Consider the following 13,992-nt stretch of genomic DNA (forward strand, 5'->3'; position numbering starts at 1 on the left):
AGTCGTGGCGCTGTCAATCTTACTTTTGGCGATCTGCCTGATTGCTTGGGCGGGCGACAAATGGGCACGAAGCGTTGCCAATGCCGCTGCCGATTCCAGTGCCACGCAAGTCGCTCGCACGCATGCAGCGTTGCTCAACAGCGAGCTTCAGAAATTCCGTCTGCTCCCGCTCGTACTGATCGAATATCCCGACGTTACCTCGGCGATCGGTGGCGACGTGCGCGCGCGAGAAGCGCTCAACCGGACCCTTGAATTGCTCGCATCGCGCACGGATGCCGCAGACATTTATGTGATCGGCCCCGACGGGACGACCGTGGCGGCCAGCAATTGGCGCAAACCTACCAGCTTCGTCGGCCAGAATTACGGCTTCCGCCCCTATTTCCGCGATGCGATGCAGAGCGGTGCGGCCGAATTGTTCGCGTTAGGCACGGTCAGCCGCCGCCCAGGCCTTTATCTGGCGCGCCGCGTCGAGAAGAGCGGCAAGGGCATTGGCGTCGTCGTGGTCAAGGTCGAGTTTGACGCGGTCGAAGCTGCCTGGTCACGGACTTCGGGGGCTACCTTCGTGACCGACGCCAATGGCGTGATCCTCGTGACGAGCCTGCCCGAGTGGCGCTTCCACACCATTGGCGCCGTTGACCCTGCAATCATCGAAGCGGCGCAGCACACGCTTCAGTTCGGCTCGACATCGCCAGGCCCGGCTCCAATCGCGATGGCCGCGCCCGGAGCCCTGGCAATGATAGGCGACAAGCAAGTTCGCTTCAGGGTTTCGCAGGAGCCAGCGGCGATCGCGGACGGCAAGATCCATCACATCGCCCCACTCGATCCGCCACTCGCTGCGGCGAGGTCACAGGCGCTGCTGATCGGCCTGGCGATCCTGCTGGTGCTTGGCACCGCGACCGCCATCGCCTTGCGCAGCGGCGAGAAACAGCGCCTGCAACGCCAGGCCCGCGAGGAGCTCGAGCGCGAAGTCGAACGGCGCACCGCGGAGTTGCGCGACGCCAATGACCGGCTGATTGTCGAATCGAACGAGCGCGCCGAAGCCGATAAGCGCTATCGTCACGCGCGCGAGGATTTGGCGCAGGCCAGCCGGCTTGGCACGCTCGGGCAAGTTACCGCCGGCGTCGCCCATGAGATCAACCAGCCAGTCGCCGCGATCCGTACCTTCGCCGAAAGCGGCGCGACTTTGCTCGACCGCGGCGCCGGCGAGGTGGCACGGCAGAATTTCACGACGATCGTCGAGCTGGCCGACCGTATCGGCCGCATCACCGCCGAGCTGCGCAGCTTCGCGCGCAAGCGCAGCCGCGCCAGCGGCAAGGCGACGCTGGAATCGATTCTCGACGGCGTCATGATCCTTGTCGGGGAGCGGGCACGCGGTCCGGTGTCGATCGAGATACCGGCGGCGCTACGCAGCTTGGCATTGAAGGGGGATCGCGTCCGGGTCGAGCAGATCCTGGTCAATCTCGTTCAGAATGCGCTTGATGCAATAGCCGAGCAGCCGGAAGGCAAGGTGACGATCGATGCCGTGGCGCGCGAGAGAGCATTGGAAATCCGAGTTTCAGACAATGGACCCGGCGTCGATCCGGTGATCGGCGACTCCCTGTTCACACCCTTCGCCACCTCCAAGCCGGGCGGGCTTGGCCTTGGTCTAGCGATCGCTCGCGATATCGCCCGCGAGTTCGAAGGCGATCTGCGGCATTTGCCACTTGAGCAGGGCACCCGCTTCGCGCTGACATTGCCCATCGCATGAGTATCGTCGCCTCCGACCGGGTGATCTTCGTTGAGGATGACGACACGCTGCGCGCCGCCACGGTCCAGGCCTTGCAGCTGGCGGGTTTCGAAATCGCGGCCTTTGCCGACGCCGAAGCCGCGATGGCGGCCATCGAGCGCAGCTTCGACGGCGTCGTCGTATCAGATATCCGCATGCCGCGCATGGATGGGCTGGACCTCCTCGCGCGTCTGCGCGAGCTTGACCCCGAACTTTCGGTGATCCTGGTCACCGGCCATGGCGACGTACCAATGGCAGTGAGGGCATTGCAGAACGGGGCGGCGGACTTCTTGACCAAGCCCTTCGCGACCGATCATCTTGTCGCCAGCATTCGCCGCGAGCTCGAGCGCAGAGCCTTGGTGCTCGAGAACCGGCGCCTGCGCGAAACCCTGTCGCAACGCGAGGACAGTGACGGACTGATCGGTCACAGCGCATCGATGGCAATGCTGCGTGAGACGATCCAGCGTATCGCTCAGGCCGATGTCGATGTGCTGGTCGAGGGCGAGACCGGAACCGGAAAAGAGCTTGTTGCCCGCCTGATTCACCGCCAGGGACCACGCCGCGGGCGCGCCTTTATCGCCATCAATTGCGGGGCCTTGTCGGAAGCGACGGCGGAGATCGAATTGTTCGGCCACGCCGCGGACAGCGTGTCGCAAACCCGGCTCTCGCGCACGGGCCAGATCGCGGCCTCCGATGGCGGAACGCTCCTTCTCGACGAGATCGACTCGATGCCGCTCGGCCTGCAGGCCAAGCTACTTCGCATCCTGGAGGAGCGCGAGGTCCAGCCCATCGGGGCGGAGCGGCCGGTTCCGGTCAATTTCCGAGTGGTTGCGACGACGAAGAGCGATCTTGCCGCGGCTTGCGAGGAAGGCAAATTCCGGCCGGACCTTTATTACCGCTTGGCCACGCTGCGGCTGCGCATCCCCCCGGTCCGCGAACGTGGCGAGGATCGGCTGCTGCTCTTCGCCGCATTTCTGGCGGAGGCGAGCGAAACATTGGGGCGCGAGCAGGTCACGCTCGACGGAGCGATCCACGCCCGGCTTCGCAATCATGACTGGCCCGGCAATGTGCGCGAGCTTCGCAATTTCGCGTTCGAAGCGGTCCTAGGTCGCGCCGCGTCCAGCGCTCTCCGTTCCGGCACGCAGAGCTCTTTGCCCGAGCAGGTCGCAGCATTCGAGCGTGGGCTGCTGTGCGAGGCGCTGACTCGGCACAAGGGCAATGTTCAGCGCGCCATTCGCGATTTGGGGCTGCCGCGTAAGACGTTCTACGACAGGTTGACGCGTCACGGGATAATTGCGGCAAGCTTCCGGCCGCCCCGATAGCCCGTCGAAAGATCGCACGCGCCGGTCTAACTGCCGGCCGGGCATAGACGCCTCCGTGCCCGCCTCCGCCATTGGCCCTAACGATCGAAATGCTACGCGGCCTAGGGCTTGGCCTGCATGGTCTTGATCCGATCTGCGGCGTTCTGGTTGGCTGGGTTCAGCTCCAGCGACTTGCGATAATTTGCGATCGCAAGGGGCTTGTTGCCGTCGGCCTGATACGCCTCCCCAAGGCTGTCAAAAGTGTTGAAGCTCGTGGGGTAGAGCGTCGTCGCCAGCTTGAGAACGGCGATGGCGGCCCTTCTGTCATTGCGCCCGAGCAGCCCATAGCCCCACATGTTGAGGTCTTCCTCGGCAAGCACGAAGCCAGCATCGCGCGCGCGCATTTCGGCATAAACCTCAGGGATCGCGTCGAAGCCGCGCACCGCCAGTTGGGCTGCGAGCGCCTCTCGCGTCGCCGGAGTTCCCACGGATTTGCGCGTCGTGACCTCCAGCAAATGGCGCGGCACGCCGTTGCGCTCCGGGTCCGCCGCGAGGAATGCGGCGGCTGTGGCATCTTTCTTCAGATACGCGTCGAGAAAGCGAAGCACATAAAGCGCTGACCAACTGTAGGACTGCTCGACTTCGGCACGACTGAAGTTCGAGAAGGCGGCGTCGGGGGTGAAGATCACCTGACGCGAGGCCATGTTCCCGTGCACCATCTGGTTCATCGTAACCCGGTGAAAATCGGCATATTTCAGCTTGTTGAGAAAGCTGGTGCTGCTGTCGAGGCCGGTAAGCTGCATGTCTTCGATCGCCTCGGGCTTTGCCGCCACGAACAGGAACGGCGCCGTCACGCGCGCCGGCGTCACATATTTCGCAGCTTCGACCAGGCCGGGATAATAGCGCACCGAACCGTCAAGGCTCACCAGCGCATCGATGCGGCTGTCTCTGGCGGCGGCGAACACATTCGACATGCCGCCCCAGCTGAAACCTGCCACGGCGATATGATCGAGGTCCGCCTGGGGCAGCGAATGGGCGAAAGCGATCAGGAAGCCGATATCGCCGACCTGCGCCGAGATCCCGTCGGCATCCGCAGTCATGCCGCGGCCCCGCGCGCCCATGCTCGGGCTGGCGATCACGACATAGCCCTGACTTGCGAGATATTCCGCGAGGTCGGCATTCTCATATGCCGAGGCGCCGAAGCTGGGGGCATAGATCACGACCGGGAACTTGCCTGCCGCCGGAGCGGCGTCGCGCACCGCCCACATCACCCGCTCGGTTTCCGCCTTGAGGCGAGCCTCCGGTACAGCCGAGCCGATGCTGCGGAGAAAGCTTGCCGTCGCGTCCGTGATCTCCGCATCGCTGCGGTCGAACTCCTCCTCGGTCGCAGAGAGGCGGAGATAATCGTTATAGCGAAGCGGCGTGCCGCTTTTGGCCGCCGGATACCAGATCAGGGTCTGGATCGGACGCGCCTTGGGGCCCGTGACCACCTTGCCGGTCACTGGATCGGTGGCGCTGCGATAGCTCCGCGATGAATCATATTGGTGGAGGACGCGAAGGCCTACGCCATGCGGGCCGGGCGCGTTGGCAAAGGCGAAACCGCCCTGCGCATGCGCCAGCGGGGCGAACAGCAGCAACGTCAAAGCCAACAGATATCGCATGGAAATCCCCAGATTATGCCCAGCGCAATTGCTAGGATCAAAAGGCGACGGTGTCCACGAAGTGCTGATCGTATTGAGATGATGGGACCTGCAAGACGTCATGCTTCGTCTTTCGCTCACGACCGGAAGTTGAGCGGACGGGACTGGCGTGGACAGATATACTGCCACGCCATCTCGCCGCACTAGCCGCCTATTCCCACCGATCCAGGCGGTGGCGCGTTGACGTGGCTCCAGATGGCGCTGACGACGACTGAGCCCTCGCCGACGCTGCTCGCGACCCTCTTGACCGAGCCGGAACGGACATCCCCGACCGCGAAAATTCCCGGGCAGGAGGTAGCGAAGCTCGAAGATGCGCCGACTTCGGCACCGGTGCGAACAAAGCCATGGCCATCGAGCTCGACGAGCCCCGACAGCCATTCGGTGTTGGGCGCAGCGCCGATCATGAGAAAGAGTGCTCGGCATTCGATGGACACGCTGCCCGAGGGCTTTGCGAACACCACACGCTCCAGATGCGCGTCGCCCTCGAGCCTTTCGAGCTGGCTGCCGGTGTGGATCGTAATGCGCGGATCCGCCTCGAGACGCTCTCGCAAGTAAGCGCTCATCGTCTGGGCGAGGGTGTCGCCGCGTACCAGCAGATGGACGCGTTTCGCTACACGCGAGAGGTACATGGCGGCCTGGCCCGCGCTATTCCCGCCGCCGACGACCACCGCCTCGGTTTCAGAGCAGAGGCGCGCCTCCATCTCGGTAGCAGCGTAATAGACGCCGGCGCCTTCAAGGGCTTCGAGCCGATCGAGCGGCAGGCGGCGATATTGCACACCGGTCGCTACCAGTACCGAGCGGGCGCATAGTTCCTCGCCGCCGTCCAGGGTCACGCAGAAGCCGTCGCCGCGTTGCGCCACCGCCTCGACCCTGCGCGGCATCGCGAAGCATGTCCCGAATTTCATCGCCTGGACCTGCCCGCGAAAGGTCAGGTCCGCCCCCGAAATGCCGGTCGGAAACCCCATATAATTCTCGATCCTGGAGCTTGTCCCCGCCTGCCCTCCGATCGCGCAGTCTTCGACTACCAAGGCTCGCAAGCCCTCTGCTCCCGCATATACCGCTGCCGCCACCCCGGCGGGCCCGGCGCCGACGATGACGAGATCGAGTTTTTCAAGCGGCCTTGCTTTGAGGTCCATCCCCAGATGGTGGGCAATCGCCCGCGGCGTCGGTTCGGGCACGGGCTGGCCGGACCAGCTCACCTGCGGCTCGCCTTCCGCCTCTTCATGGAACGGAATGCGGTTGCGGTGAAGGAATCTGGCCACGCGCGCGACTGCGGGATTCCGGTCAGCTCCGCGTACGACCAAGCTGCTGTCACCCGCTTCGAAGATGCGTCGCCGCCGAGCCGAGAAGACCGTCAGAATATGGTCGCCGATTTCCGGGACGTCGCTCATCAATCGAAGCATCGCCGGGCGAGGCACTTCCAGCGTGCGGGTGGGGGCACATGCCCGCATGGTCAGGGTCATGGGCCCGCCGTTCAGGAATGCCAATTCGCCCATGAACTGTCCGGGCTTGAGCGTCGAAGCGTGCAGCCGCCTGCCGGATACCGCATCGGCGACTTCGATCTCACCCTCTTCAACCAACACGAAACGGTCCTGAGGCGCGCCGGCCTCAAGCACCACTTCGCCAGGCTGGTACTGACGAGGCGCCGAAATGGCCCGGATTGCCGCTAGATGCCCGTCCGCGAAGGGGCGGGGCGCCATGGTGCTGAGGTCACCGCCAATAGTTTCCATTCACCGGTTTCTAAGGGAGGGCGCCACGCAAGCCAACAGCCACGCTCACCGGGGCTGATGCTCGGTCTGCCGGCTGGCACGAAAGCGACTTGATCCCCGGCAGAACTGAGCTCATCCTGCCATTCCGGCCAGCAGAAAGGATTCTAGCATGGCCACGCTTGCCCTCGAAACCGACCTGACCGAGAGTGCCCGGCGGCGCGGCATCGCCATCCAGCCGAGCACGCCCACCATCGGGGCCGAGATCAGCGGCGTGGATCTGAACCAGCCGCTTGCCGATGCGGATGCGGAGATCGTCCGCGATGCATGGCTGCGGTACAAAGTCATTTTCTTCCGTGACCAGGACATCAGCTATGAGAGCCACATCCGGCTCGGGCGGCTGTTCGGGGAATTGGAAGGGCATCCCGTGATCCCCAGTGTGGACGGATTTCCGGAAGTGCTGATCATCCGCGGCGTGGAAGGCGTCACCCCGACCGCGGAGACGATCGAGGGTTTCAAGGCCTTCAACAAATGGCACACCGACGTGACCTTTCGCGAGCGACCGTCGATCGCATCGGTTCTGCGCATGCGGCTGATGCCGCAACTCGGCGGCGATACGATCTGGGCGGATGCGGCGGCGGCCTATGCCGGGCTTCCGGCGGCAGTGAAGGAGCGCATCGATGGGCTCGATGCCGAACATGACATCGTGCGCAGCTTTGGCGGCCGCGTGAGCGAGGAGAGGCGCACGCAACTCGGGCGGGACTTCCCAGCGGTCCGTCACCCCGTGGTGCGCTCGCATCCCGAGACCGGGGAGCGCATCCTCTACGTCAATCACACCTTCACTTCGCGTATCCTGGGAATGGCCGAAGAGGAAAGCGACCGGCTGCTCAAGCTGCTGTTCGACCGGATCAAGGTCCCGGAATATCAGGTGCGCTTCCGCTGGACCCCCAACGCGATCGGCATCTGGGACAATCGCTCGACCCAGCATTATGCGGTCGGTGATTACTGGCCCGCCGAGCGCGTTCTCGAACGCGTCACGGTCTCCGGAGATGTCGTCGAACGATGAGGCCTGCTCGGGTCTCCGGATCAGCGATGCGAGCGCCTTTCTCCGAGAGGCTGCGGAATGTGACGGACCAGCGCGGCACGTCCAGGGGCGCGATGCTGTGCTCCCACAAATGCCGCGCCTCCCTGCTCAGATGATAGACCGAGCGCGGCTGGAGCAGAGCTGGAAAGCGCTCGAAACCCTTCTCGGTACGCCGGCGCAGTCTGAGTGTGGCGGGGGCGCCGAGCGAGACACCGACGACATGCTCGAATACCGGGCGATCGCGATGCCAGCTGATGCTGGCGCCGGGATCGTAGCGGAGCAGCAGCACCTGGACGAGCGAATCAGGCGACAGGCTGGCAAACGCCGCCGCGGATTCGCGTAGCGGCAGCAGCCAGGCGGGGATCGGCATAGCGGGTGCGAAGCTGCCATTCTCGAAATCATAGCGCCAGCCGAACGATGCGGTCAGCCGCTTGCCGAGCCAGCCCTGAAAGGCAAAGGGCGCAAGGTCACTGCCATCGATCGCGGCGATCAGCGCCTGCTCCTCGGGCGACGAGATCAGATCGTTGCGATAGTCGAAACCCGGCAAAGCAGGCGAAGCGAAAAGGTCGGACTGACCGGCGAACATGTTGAGCGACCTGCGAAAAATGGGGTCGCACCAATATGGTGCGGCTCCGCCGGAAGCGCGAGTCGCGCGCCTATTTGCCTTCTGCGATCAGCGCCGCCGCCTGCGCGCCCATCCAGTCCATGTCGCCGACCACGCGCCACACTTCCTTGCCTGCCGAATCGTAGAGGATCGTGGTGGGCAAGTTGGCACCGAGCTGCATGCTCCAGGCAATGTCGGTGTCGAGATAGGGCTGGAGTTTCTTGAACTGCGCTTTCTCGAAGAAGGGCGTGACCAGTTCTGCACCCTTCAAATCCTGGCTGATCGTCAGCACTTGCAACGCATCGCCCTTAGCCACCGCCAGCGCATCGAGCGTCGGCATTTCCTTGACGCACGGCGCGCACCAAGTGGCCCAGAGATTGAGCAGCACCGGCTTGCCCGCGAAATCGGCGAGCGTGCGCTGCTTGCCCGCGGGATCGGTGAACGGGATCGCCGGGGCGGCCTCGCCCTTATGGCTGCGATCAAGCTTGTCCTTGGGCGCAGACGCGTTGTCGGCGGACAAATTATGGTTTGCTTGTCCCGAAGCGCCGGATTGCCTATCGCAGCCGCCGGTTGCGAGTGCCGCCAAGAGGAGAAGCGCGATAGTCGAGCGCAAGGCCAGTTCCAATACGATGTGGGGTGGGCGCTTCGCCGAAGGCCCGTCCGCGGTCATGCGCGAGATAAACGCCTCGATCCCCTTCGACAAGCGGATGTGGCGGCAGGATCTGGCGGGCAGCCAGGCGCATGTCGCGATGCTGGGCAAGCAGGGCATTATCCCCGCGGAAGACGCCGCGCGTATCGCAAGCGGGCTGGAGCAGGTGTCGGCGCAATTCGAAGCCGAGGGCGTGCCCGACGATCTCGCGCTCGAGGACATCCATATGCTCGCCGAGGCGCGGCTGGCCGACGGGATCGGGCCGAGCGCCGGGCGCCTGCACACCGCCCGCTCGCGCAATGATCAGGTCGCGACTGATTTCCGCCTCTGGGTGCGTGACGCAGTCGACCAGGCCGAGGCGGCGTTGGGCAGCCTGCAAGACGCGTTGCTCGCACGTGCCGAGGAGCATGCCGATAGCGTGATGCCGGGGTTCACGCATCTTCAGGTCGCGCAGCCGGTGACGCTGGGGCATCATTTGATGGCCTATTTCGAAATGCTCGGGCGTGACCGCTCGCGGCTGCGCGATGCGCGGACACGGATGAATCTGTGTCCGCTGGGTTCCGCCGCTCTGGCGGGGACCGGGTTCAATCTCGACCGCGATGCGACGGCATCGGCGCTAGGGTTCGACGGGCCGACACGCAATTCGCTCGATTCGGTATCCGACCGCGATTTCGCGATCGAATATCTGACCTGCGCCGCGCAGACTGCGCTCCATCTCAGCCGGCTGGCCGAGGAATTCGTGATCTGGGCAAGCCAGCCCTTCGGTTTTGTCAGCCTCTCCGATCAATGGTCGACCGGCTCGTCGATCATGCCGCAGAAGCGCAATCCCGACGCCGCCGAGCTGGTGCGTGGGCATAGCGGGCGGATCGTCGGCAGCCTGGTCAGCCTGATGATCACGATGAAGGGGCTGCCGCTCGCTTACTCGAAAGACATGCAGGACGATAAGCCGCCGGTGTTCGAGGCGCATGACCTGCTCGGCCTCAGCATCGCGGCGATGACGGGCATGGTCGAGAGCGCGACCTTCCGGCTGGAGCGGATGCGCGCCGCAGCGGAGACAGGTTTCTCGACTGCTACCGACCTTGCCGACTGGCTGGTGCGCGAGGCAGGTGTGCCGTTCCGCGAGGCGCATCATATCACCGGGCGCGCAGTGGCGGCGGCAGAGACCCAGGGCATACGACTCGATCAGCTTGATATCGAGCAGCTCAAAGCGATCGACGACAGGATCGATGCGCGAGTCTATGACGTGCTCAGCGTTCAGGCATCGGTATCGAGCCGGACCAGTTTCGGCGGCACTGCGCCGGCGCGCGTGCGCGAAGCAGTGACGGCGGCGCGAAAGGCCCGCGAGGAGGAAGCGCGATGAAGCGATTGGCGATGGCGGGTCTCACCGCATTGGCGCTGGCAGGATGCGGGGCGCGCGAGGAATTGAAACCGGCGCAGGACGCAGCGCTTCCGGTCGCGCCCTTTGGCGCGGTGGAAACGCCCAAACCGGGCGACCTGCTCAAACCGCCGGTCCAAACGCGCCCCGCGCGCAGCGACGACCTTATCGAAAGCTCGGACGAGCGGCGCAGCGACGAGTTCGACCTGCCGCCTCCCAATTGACGCGAAGCAAGCATGAACCATTTTGATGTGATCGGCGGCGAGATGCACGCCGAGCAAGTGCCGCTTTCGGCGATCGCCGAAGCGGTCGGCACACCCGTCTATGTCTATTCGACGGCGACGCTCCAGCGCCATGCGCAGGTCTACAAAGCCGGCGTCGCCAAGGCGGGGCCGCGCACGCATGTCGCCTTTGCGGTCAAGGCCAATCCCAATCTCGCCGTGCTGCGCGTGCTCGCCAATGAAGGCTTCGGCGCCGATGTGGTCTCGGGCGGTGAAATGACGCGGGCGATGGCGGCGGGGATCGCGGCCAGGGACATTGTCTTTTCGGGCGTTGGCAAGACGGTCGCCGAGCTCGAACAGGGGCTCGATGCCGGCATCGGCCAGTTCAATCTAGAGCTGGAAGAAGAGGGCGTGGTCCTCGCCGGGATCGCCGCGGCGCGGGGCGTACGCGCGCCGGCGGTGCTGCGCGTAAATCCCGATGTCGATGCAGGCACGCACGACAAGATCTCGACCGGCCGCAAGGAAAACAAGTTCGGGCTGCCGATCGACCAGGCAGTCGCGATCTTCGACCGGCTTGCGCCGCTTCCAGGCCTCGACCTGCGCGGAGTCGCAGTGCATATCGGCAGCCAATTGAGCAGCCTGGCGCCGCTCGAAGCCGCGTTCGAGCGCGTCGGCACCTTGGTAGGCGAACTGCGTGCTGCGGGACACGCGATCACGCACGTTGATCTCGGCGGCGGGCTCGGGGTGCCGTACCGCGCAGGTGAAGTGATGCCGTCGCCCGACAAATTCGGCGAGATGGTCGCGCGCGTGACGCGCGACTGGGATGTCGAGCTGCAATTCGAGCCCGGCCGGGCGATCGCCGCCAATGCCGGCATGCTGCTCACCGAAGTGCTGTGGGTGAAGCCTGGGGTCGGCCACCCCTATGTGATCGTCGATGCGGCAATGAACGACTTGTCGCGGGTGGCGCTGTACGATGCGCATCACGACGTCTCGGCAGTCAGGCCGCGCGGCGGGCGCTTCGTCGCCAATGTCGCGGGGCCGGTGTGCGAAAGCAGCGATGTCTTCGCCAAGGGGCGCGAGATGGACCAAGTCGAGCGCGGCGACTTGATAGTGCTGCATTCGGCCGGCGCATACGGCGCGACGATGGCGAGCATGTACAACAGCCGGCCATTGGTGCCCGAAGTCCTCGTCTCAGGCGACCGTTTCGAAGTGGTCGCCAAGCGCGTCTCGGCCGAGGCGATGATGGGCGAAGAGCAAGTTCCGGACTGGCTCAAATGAGCCTGGCTGCCCTTCCGGTCTTCGTGCGGCTGGAGGGGCGGCCGGTGATCCTGATCGGGGAGGGCGAAGCGGCGGACGCCAAGCGGCGGCTGCTGCTGCGCTCGGGTGCTAGGGTCGTCGATGAACAGGAGCAGGCCGCGCTGGCGATCGTGGTCGACAATGAAGCGGCAGTGGCGCGGCTCAAAGCGCGCGGCGTGCTGGTCAACGCCGTCGATCGCACCGATCTGTGTGACTTCACGCTCCCGGCAATCGTCGATCGCGATCCGGTGCTGGTCGCGATCGGCACGAACGGGGTGTCGGCGGGGCTGGCGGCGGCGGTACGTCAGAAGCTGGAAGCACTGCTTCCGGCAGACCTTGGCAGGACTGCGGACGCGCTTCACGCCGCGCGGCCTGCGATCCGCGAACGCTGGCCCGATTCGGCCGACCGACGCCGCGCGATCGGCGCTGCGCTCGACAGCTTTGAAGGCGATGTCGTCTCGCGGGTGCTCGGCTCCGGAATAGCTCCGACGCAAGTGCTCCGGTTCACGCTGACATCCCCCGATCCCGACGATTTGACGCTGCGCCAGGCACGTGCGCTTGCGGCGGCCGAGCGCGTCTATCACCGCGCACAGGTGCCGGTAGCGATCCTCGACCGGGCGCGGGCCGATGCCGTGCGGATCTGCGCGGCGCTTCCCGGCAATCCGGAGCCCGGGCTTACGATCGATTTGGAGATGGGCGAATGAGCGGGTTCGCTTACGTCGTGCGCGGCGGCAAGGCCGAGGAAGTCTCGCTCAAGCATGCGGTCGAGCTCGAAGCCGAGCTTGTCTGGATTCATCTCACGACCAATGACGAGCGGGCCAAGGCCTGGCTCGGCGATGGAGCCGGCCTTTCCCCCTATGTGATCGAAGCATTGACTGCGGTCGAGACGCGGCCGCGTTGCGACGCGGTCGGCGCCGGCGCGGTGATCAACTTGCGCGGACTGTCTTCGGAAGAACTGGCGGCGTCCGATCCGCTGGCGTCGATCCGGATGTATGCGCTTCACGGCCGCGTCTTCTCGGTCACCCGCAAGACGCTCAATGCGGTGCCCGCGGTCCGCGCCGAAATCGCGCGCTGTACCATCCTCGATCCCGGCGACCTGATCGCAGCGCTGGCCCAAGCAATCACTGAAGAGCTTGACCCGGTCGTCGCCGAGCTCGGCGATTCGCTCGACGATTGCGAAGAGAAGATCGCCGCCAGCCCCGCATTCGAGCTGCGTCGCCTCGTCAACCAGACGCGTGTCCAGGCGATCGGCTTTCGCCGCTTCCTGGTGCCACAGCGCGCCGCGCTCGAAAGGCTTGCCAATCTGCCGAGCGACTGGCTGGGCGACGACGACCGGCTCCATCTGGCCGCCGCCGCGGACCGGGCGGCGCGGATGGCAGAGGAGCTGGAGAGCATCCGCGAGCGTGCGGCACTGGTCCACGAAACGCTGACCGATTTGCGCGCCGAACAGATCGACCAGCGCTCGCTGATCATCGCGATCGTCGCAATGGTGTTCCTGCCGCTGACCTTCATCACCGGGTTGCTGGGGATGAATGTCGCGGGGATACCCTTTGCGCATGAGCAATGGGCGTTCGGCGGGGTCGTCGGGATGTGCGCCGTGATCGGCTTGGTCGTCGCGGCCTATTTCATCGCCCGGCACTGGTTCGAGCGTTAGACGCTCTGTACGCGGTCCAGCTCGTCCTGGAGCGACTGGATCGAGGCAATCAGCCGCTTGCGGTCGGCCTGGCCCGCAGCCAGTTCGGCGCGGGCCTCGCCCAGTTCGATTGCGCGCGCGGCGATACGGGCGTCCAAGGCCAGGTTCGAACGCTTGAGTTCCTCAATCCGATCGGCACGCGCGAGCACCCGGTGGATACGGGCGGCCAGTACTTCGAATTCGAAGGGGCGCGAGAGGCAATCGTCGGCACCCGCCGCAAAAGCATCGAGCGCGGCGCGGGGATCGCTCTCGCTGGCCAGCACGATCATCGGCAGGTCGGCGGTGTCGCGCGCGCCGCGGACTTCGCGGAGCATCTGCACTCCCGAAAGCTCGGGCATCACTTTCTCGATCAGCACCAGATCGAAACCGCGTGCCGAAATCAGTTCGAGCGCTTGGCTGCCACTGTCGGCGAGCACCACCAGATAGCCAAGATTGCCGAGACGATGCGCAAGCATGCTCAGATTGGTGCGGCTGTGATCGACGGCAAGGATGGTCCGCGTCGCGCGGCGGCGCATGGCGATGCCGGAAGATGACGCCTGGTCCATGGCGGCCAGTCTAGGCCGCCTGCGTCACGATTTGGTAAATGGGCAGAAAACCG

At 65.1% G+C, this 13,992-nt stretch carries 13 protein-coding genes; 8 read left to right on the forward strand and 5 right to left on the reverse strand.

Annotation, left to right across the window (positions count from 1 at the left end):
* Positions 1 to 4: 4 nt before the first annotated feature.
* The gene (locus ACZZZM_RS02625) at positions 5 to 1,747 is read left to right on the forward strand and encodes a sensor histidine kinase (protein ID WP_463593556.1); all 1,743 of its coding nucleotides are present in this window, start codon (positions 5 to 7) and stop codon (positions 1,745 to 1,747) included.
* On the forward strand, positions 1,744 to 3,087 hold the full coding sequence (locus ACZZZM_RS02630; RefSeq protein WP_463593557.1) for a sigma-54-dependent transcriptional regulator: 1,344 nt from the start codon (positions 1,744 to 1,746) through the stop codon (positions 3,085 to 3,087). Before ACZZZM_RS02625 ends, ACZZZM_RS02630 begins: the two co-directional genes overlap by 4 nt.
* Positions 3,088 to 3,188: 101 nt before the next feature.
* Here the strand turns inward: ACZZZM_RS02630 and ACZZZM_RS02635 are convergent, their stop codons facing one another.
* Positions 3,189 to 4,727, reverse strand: a complete 1,539-nt coding sequence (locus tag ACZZZM_RS02635) for a dienelactone hydrolase family protein (RefSeq protein ID WP_463593558.1) — start codon at positions 4,725 to 4,727, stop codon at positions 3,189 to 3,191.
* A 182-nt stretch (positions 4,728 to 4,909) separates the two neighbouring features.
* Positions 4,910 to 6,496 (reverse strand): FAD-dependent oxidoreductase, encoded by a 1,587-nt coding sequence (locus ACZZZM_RS02640; protein WP_463593559.1) that lies wholly within the window; start codon positions 6,494 to 6,496, stop codon positions 4,910 to 4,912.
* Between the two features lie 148 nt (positions 6,497 to 6,644).
* On the opposite strand from ACZZZM_RS02640, the gene ACZZZM_RS02645 reads away from it, so the two are divergent.
* Positions 6,645 to 7,538, forward strand: a complete 894-nt coding sequence (locus tag ACZZZM_RS02645) for a TauD/TfdA dioxygenase family protein (RefSeq protein ID WP_463593560.1) — start codon at positions 6,645 to 6,647, stop codon at positions 7,536 to 7,538.
* Here ACZZZM_RS02645 and ACZZZM_RS02650 read toward each other — a convergent pair.
* Entirely contained in the window at positions 7,507 to 8,142 is a 636-nt protein-coding gene (locus ACZZZM_RS02650) for an alpha-ketoglutarate-dependent dioxygenase AlkB (protein ID WP_463593561.1), read from the reverse strand. The two genes, ACZZZM_RS02645 and ACZZZM_RS02650, sit on opposite strands and share 32 nt — an antisense overlap.
* Before the next feature lie 70 nt (positions 8,143 to 8,212).
* Positions 8,213 to 8,680, reverse strand: coding sequence for a TlpA family protein disulfide reductase (locus ACZZZM_RS02655; RefSeq protein WP_463593562.1), 468 nt, complete (start codon positions 8,678 to 8,680; stop codon positions 8,213 to 8,215).
* 109 nt (positions 8,681 to 8,789) lie between these two features.
* Here ACZZZM_RS02655 and argH point away from each other — a divergent pair, with 109 nt between their 5' ends.
* From argH to ACZZZM_RS02680, 5 genes are read left to right on the forward strand one after another with little or no spacing between them, the layout of a single operon-like run.
* The gene (argH, locus tag ACZZZM_RS02660) at positions 8,790 to 10,169 is read left to right on the forward strand and encodes an argininosuccinate lyase (RefSeq protein WP_463593563.1); all 1,380 of its coding nucleotides are present in this window, start codon (positions 8,790 to 8,792) and stop codon (positions 10,167 to 10,169) included.
* Positions 10,166 to 10,408, forward strand: a complete 243-nt coding sequence (locus ACZZZM_RS02665; RefSeq protein ID WP_463593564.1) for a hypothetical protein — start codon at positions 10,166 to 10,168, stop codon at positions 10,406 to 10,408. The genes argH and ACZZZM_RS02665 overlap by 4 nt, the downstream gene beginning before the upstream one ends.
* Positions 10,409 to 10,420: 12 nt before the next feature.
* Positions 10,421 to 11,683, forward strand: coding sequence for a diaminopimelate decarboxylase (gene lysA / locus ACZZZM_RS02670; RefSeq protein WP_463593565.1), 1,263 nt, complete (start codon positions 10,421 to 10,423; stop codon positions 11,681 to 11,683).
* Positions 11,680 to 12,405 (forward strand): precorrin-2 dehydrogenase/sirohydrochlorin ferrochelatase family protein, encoded by a 726-nt coding sequence (locus tag ACZZZM_RS02675; protein ID WP_463593566.1) that lies wholly within the window; start codon positions 11,680 to 11,682, stop codon positions 12,403 to 12,405. The genes lysA and ACZZZM_RS02675 overlap by 4 nt, the downstream gene beginning before the upstream one ends.
* Entirely contained in the window at positions 12,402 to 13,355 is a 954-nt protein-coding gene (locus ACZZZM_RS02680; RefSeq protein WP_463593567.1) for a CorA family divalent cation transporter, read from the forward strand. The genes ACZZZM_RS02675 and ACZZZM_RS02680 overlap by 4 nt, the downstream gene beginning before the upstream one ends.
* Here the strand turns inward: ACZZZM_RS02680 and ACZZZM_RS02685 are convergent.
* A complete protein-coding gene (locus ACZZZM_RS02685) occupies positions 13,352 to 13,909 on the reverse strand; it encodes a response regulator (protein WP_463593568.1) in 558 nt (185 codons plus the stop codon). The two genes, ACZZZM_RS02680 and ACZZZM_RS02685, sit on opposite strands and share 4 nt — an antisense overlap.
* Positions 13,910 to 13,992 lie beyond the last annotated feature (83 nt).

The organism is Sphingomonas sp. AC522, assembly GCF_979258125.1.

Bases quoted from the DNA above. Each gene is read 5' to 3' on its own strand.
- ACZZZM_RS02650 (WP_463593561.1), bottom strand. From the start codon at position 8,142: ATGTTCGCCGGTCAGTCCGACCTTTTCGCTTCGCCTGCTTTGCCGGGT.
- ACZZZM_RS02675 (WP_463593566.1), top strand. From the start codon at position 11,680: ATGAGCCTGGCTGCCCTTCCGGTCTTCGTGCGGCTGGAGGGGCGGCCG.
- ACZZZM_RS02685 (WP_463593568.1), bottom strand. From the start codon at position 13,909: ATGCGCCGCCGCGCGACGCGGACCATCCTTGCCGTCGATCACAGCCGC.
- ACZZZM_RS02640 (WP_463593559.1), bottom strand. From the start codon at position 6,496: ATGGAAACTATTGGCGGTGACCTCAGCACCATGGCGCCCCGCCCCTTC.
- ACZZZM_RS02635 (WP_463593558.1), bottom strand. From the start codon at position 4,727: ATGCGATATCTGTTGGCTTTGACGTTGCTGCTGTTCGCCCCGCTGGCG.
- lysA (WP_463593565.1), top strand. From the start codon at position 10,421: ATGAACCATTTTGATGTGATCGGCGGCGAGATGCACGCCGAGCAAGTG.
- ACZZZM_RS02645 (WP_463593560.1), top strand. From the start codon at position 6,645: ATGGCCACGCTTGCCCTCGAAACCGACCTGACCGAGAGTGCCCGGCGG.
- ACZZZM_RS02630 (WP_463593557.1), top strand. From the start codon at position 1,744: ATGAGTATCGTCGCCTCCGACCGGGTGATCTTCGTTGAGGATGACGAC.
- ACZZZM_RS02680 (WP_463593567.1), top strand. From the start codon at position 12,402: ATGAGCGGGTTCGCTTACGTCGTGCGCGGCGGCAAGGCCGAGGAAGTC.
- argH (WP_463593563.1), top strand. From the start codon at position 8,790: ATGTGGGGTGGGCGCTTCGCCGAAGGCCCGTCCGCGGTCATGCGCGAG.
- ACZZZM_RS02665 (WP_463593564.1), top strand. From the start codon at position 10,166: ATGAAGCGATTGGCGATGGCGGGTCTCACCGCATTGGCGCTGGCAGGA.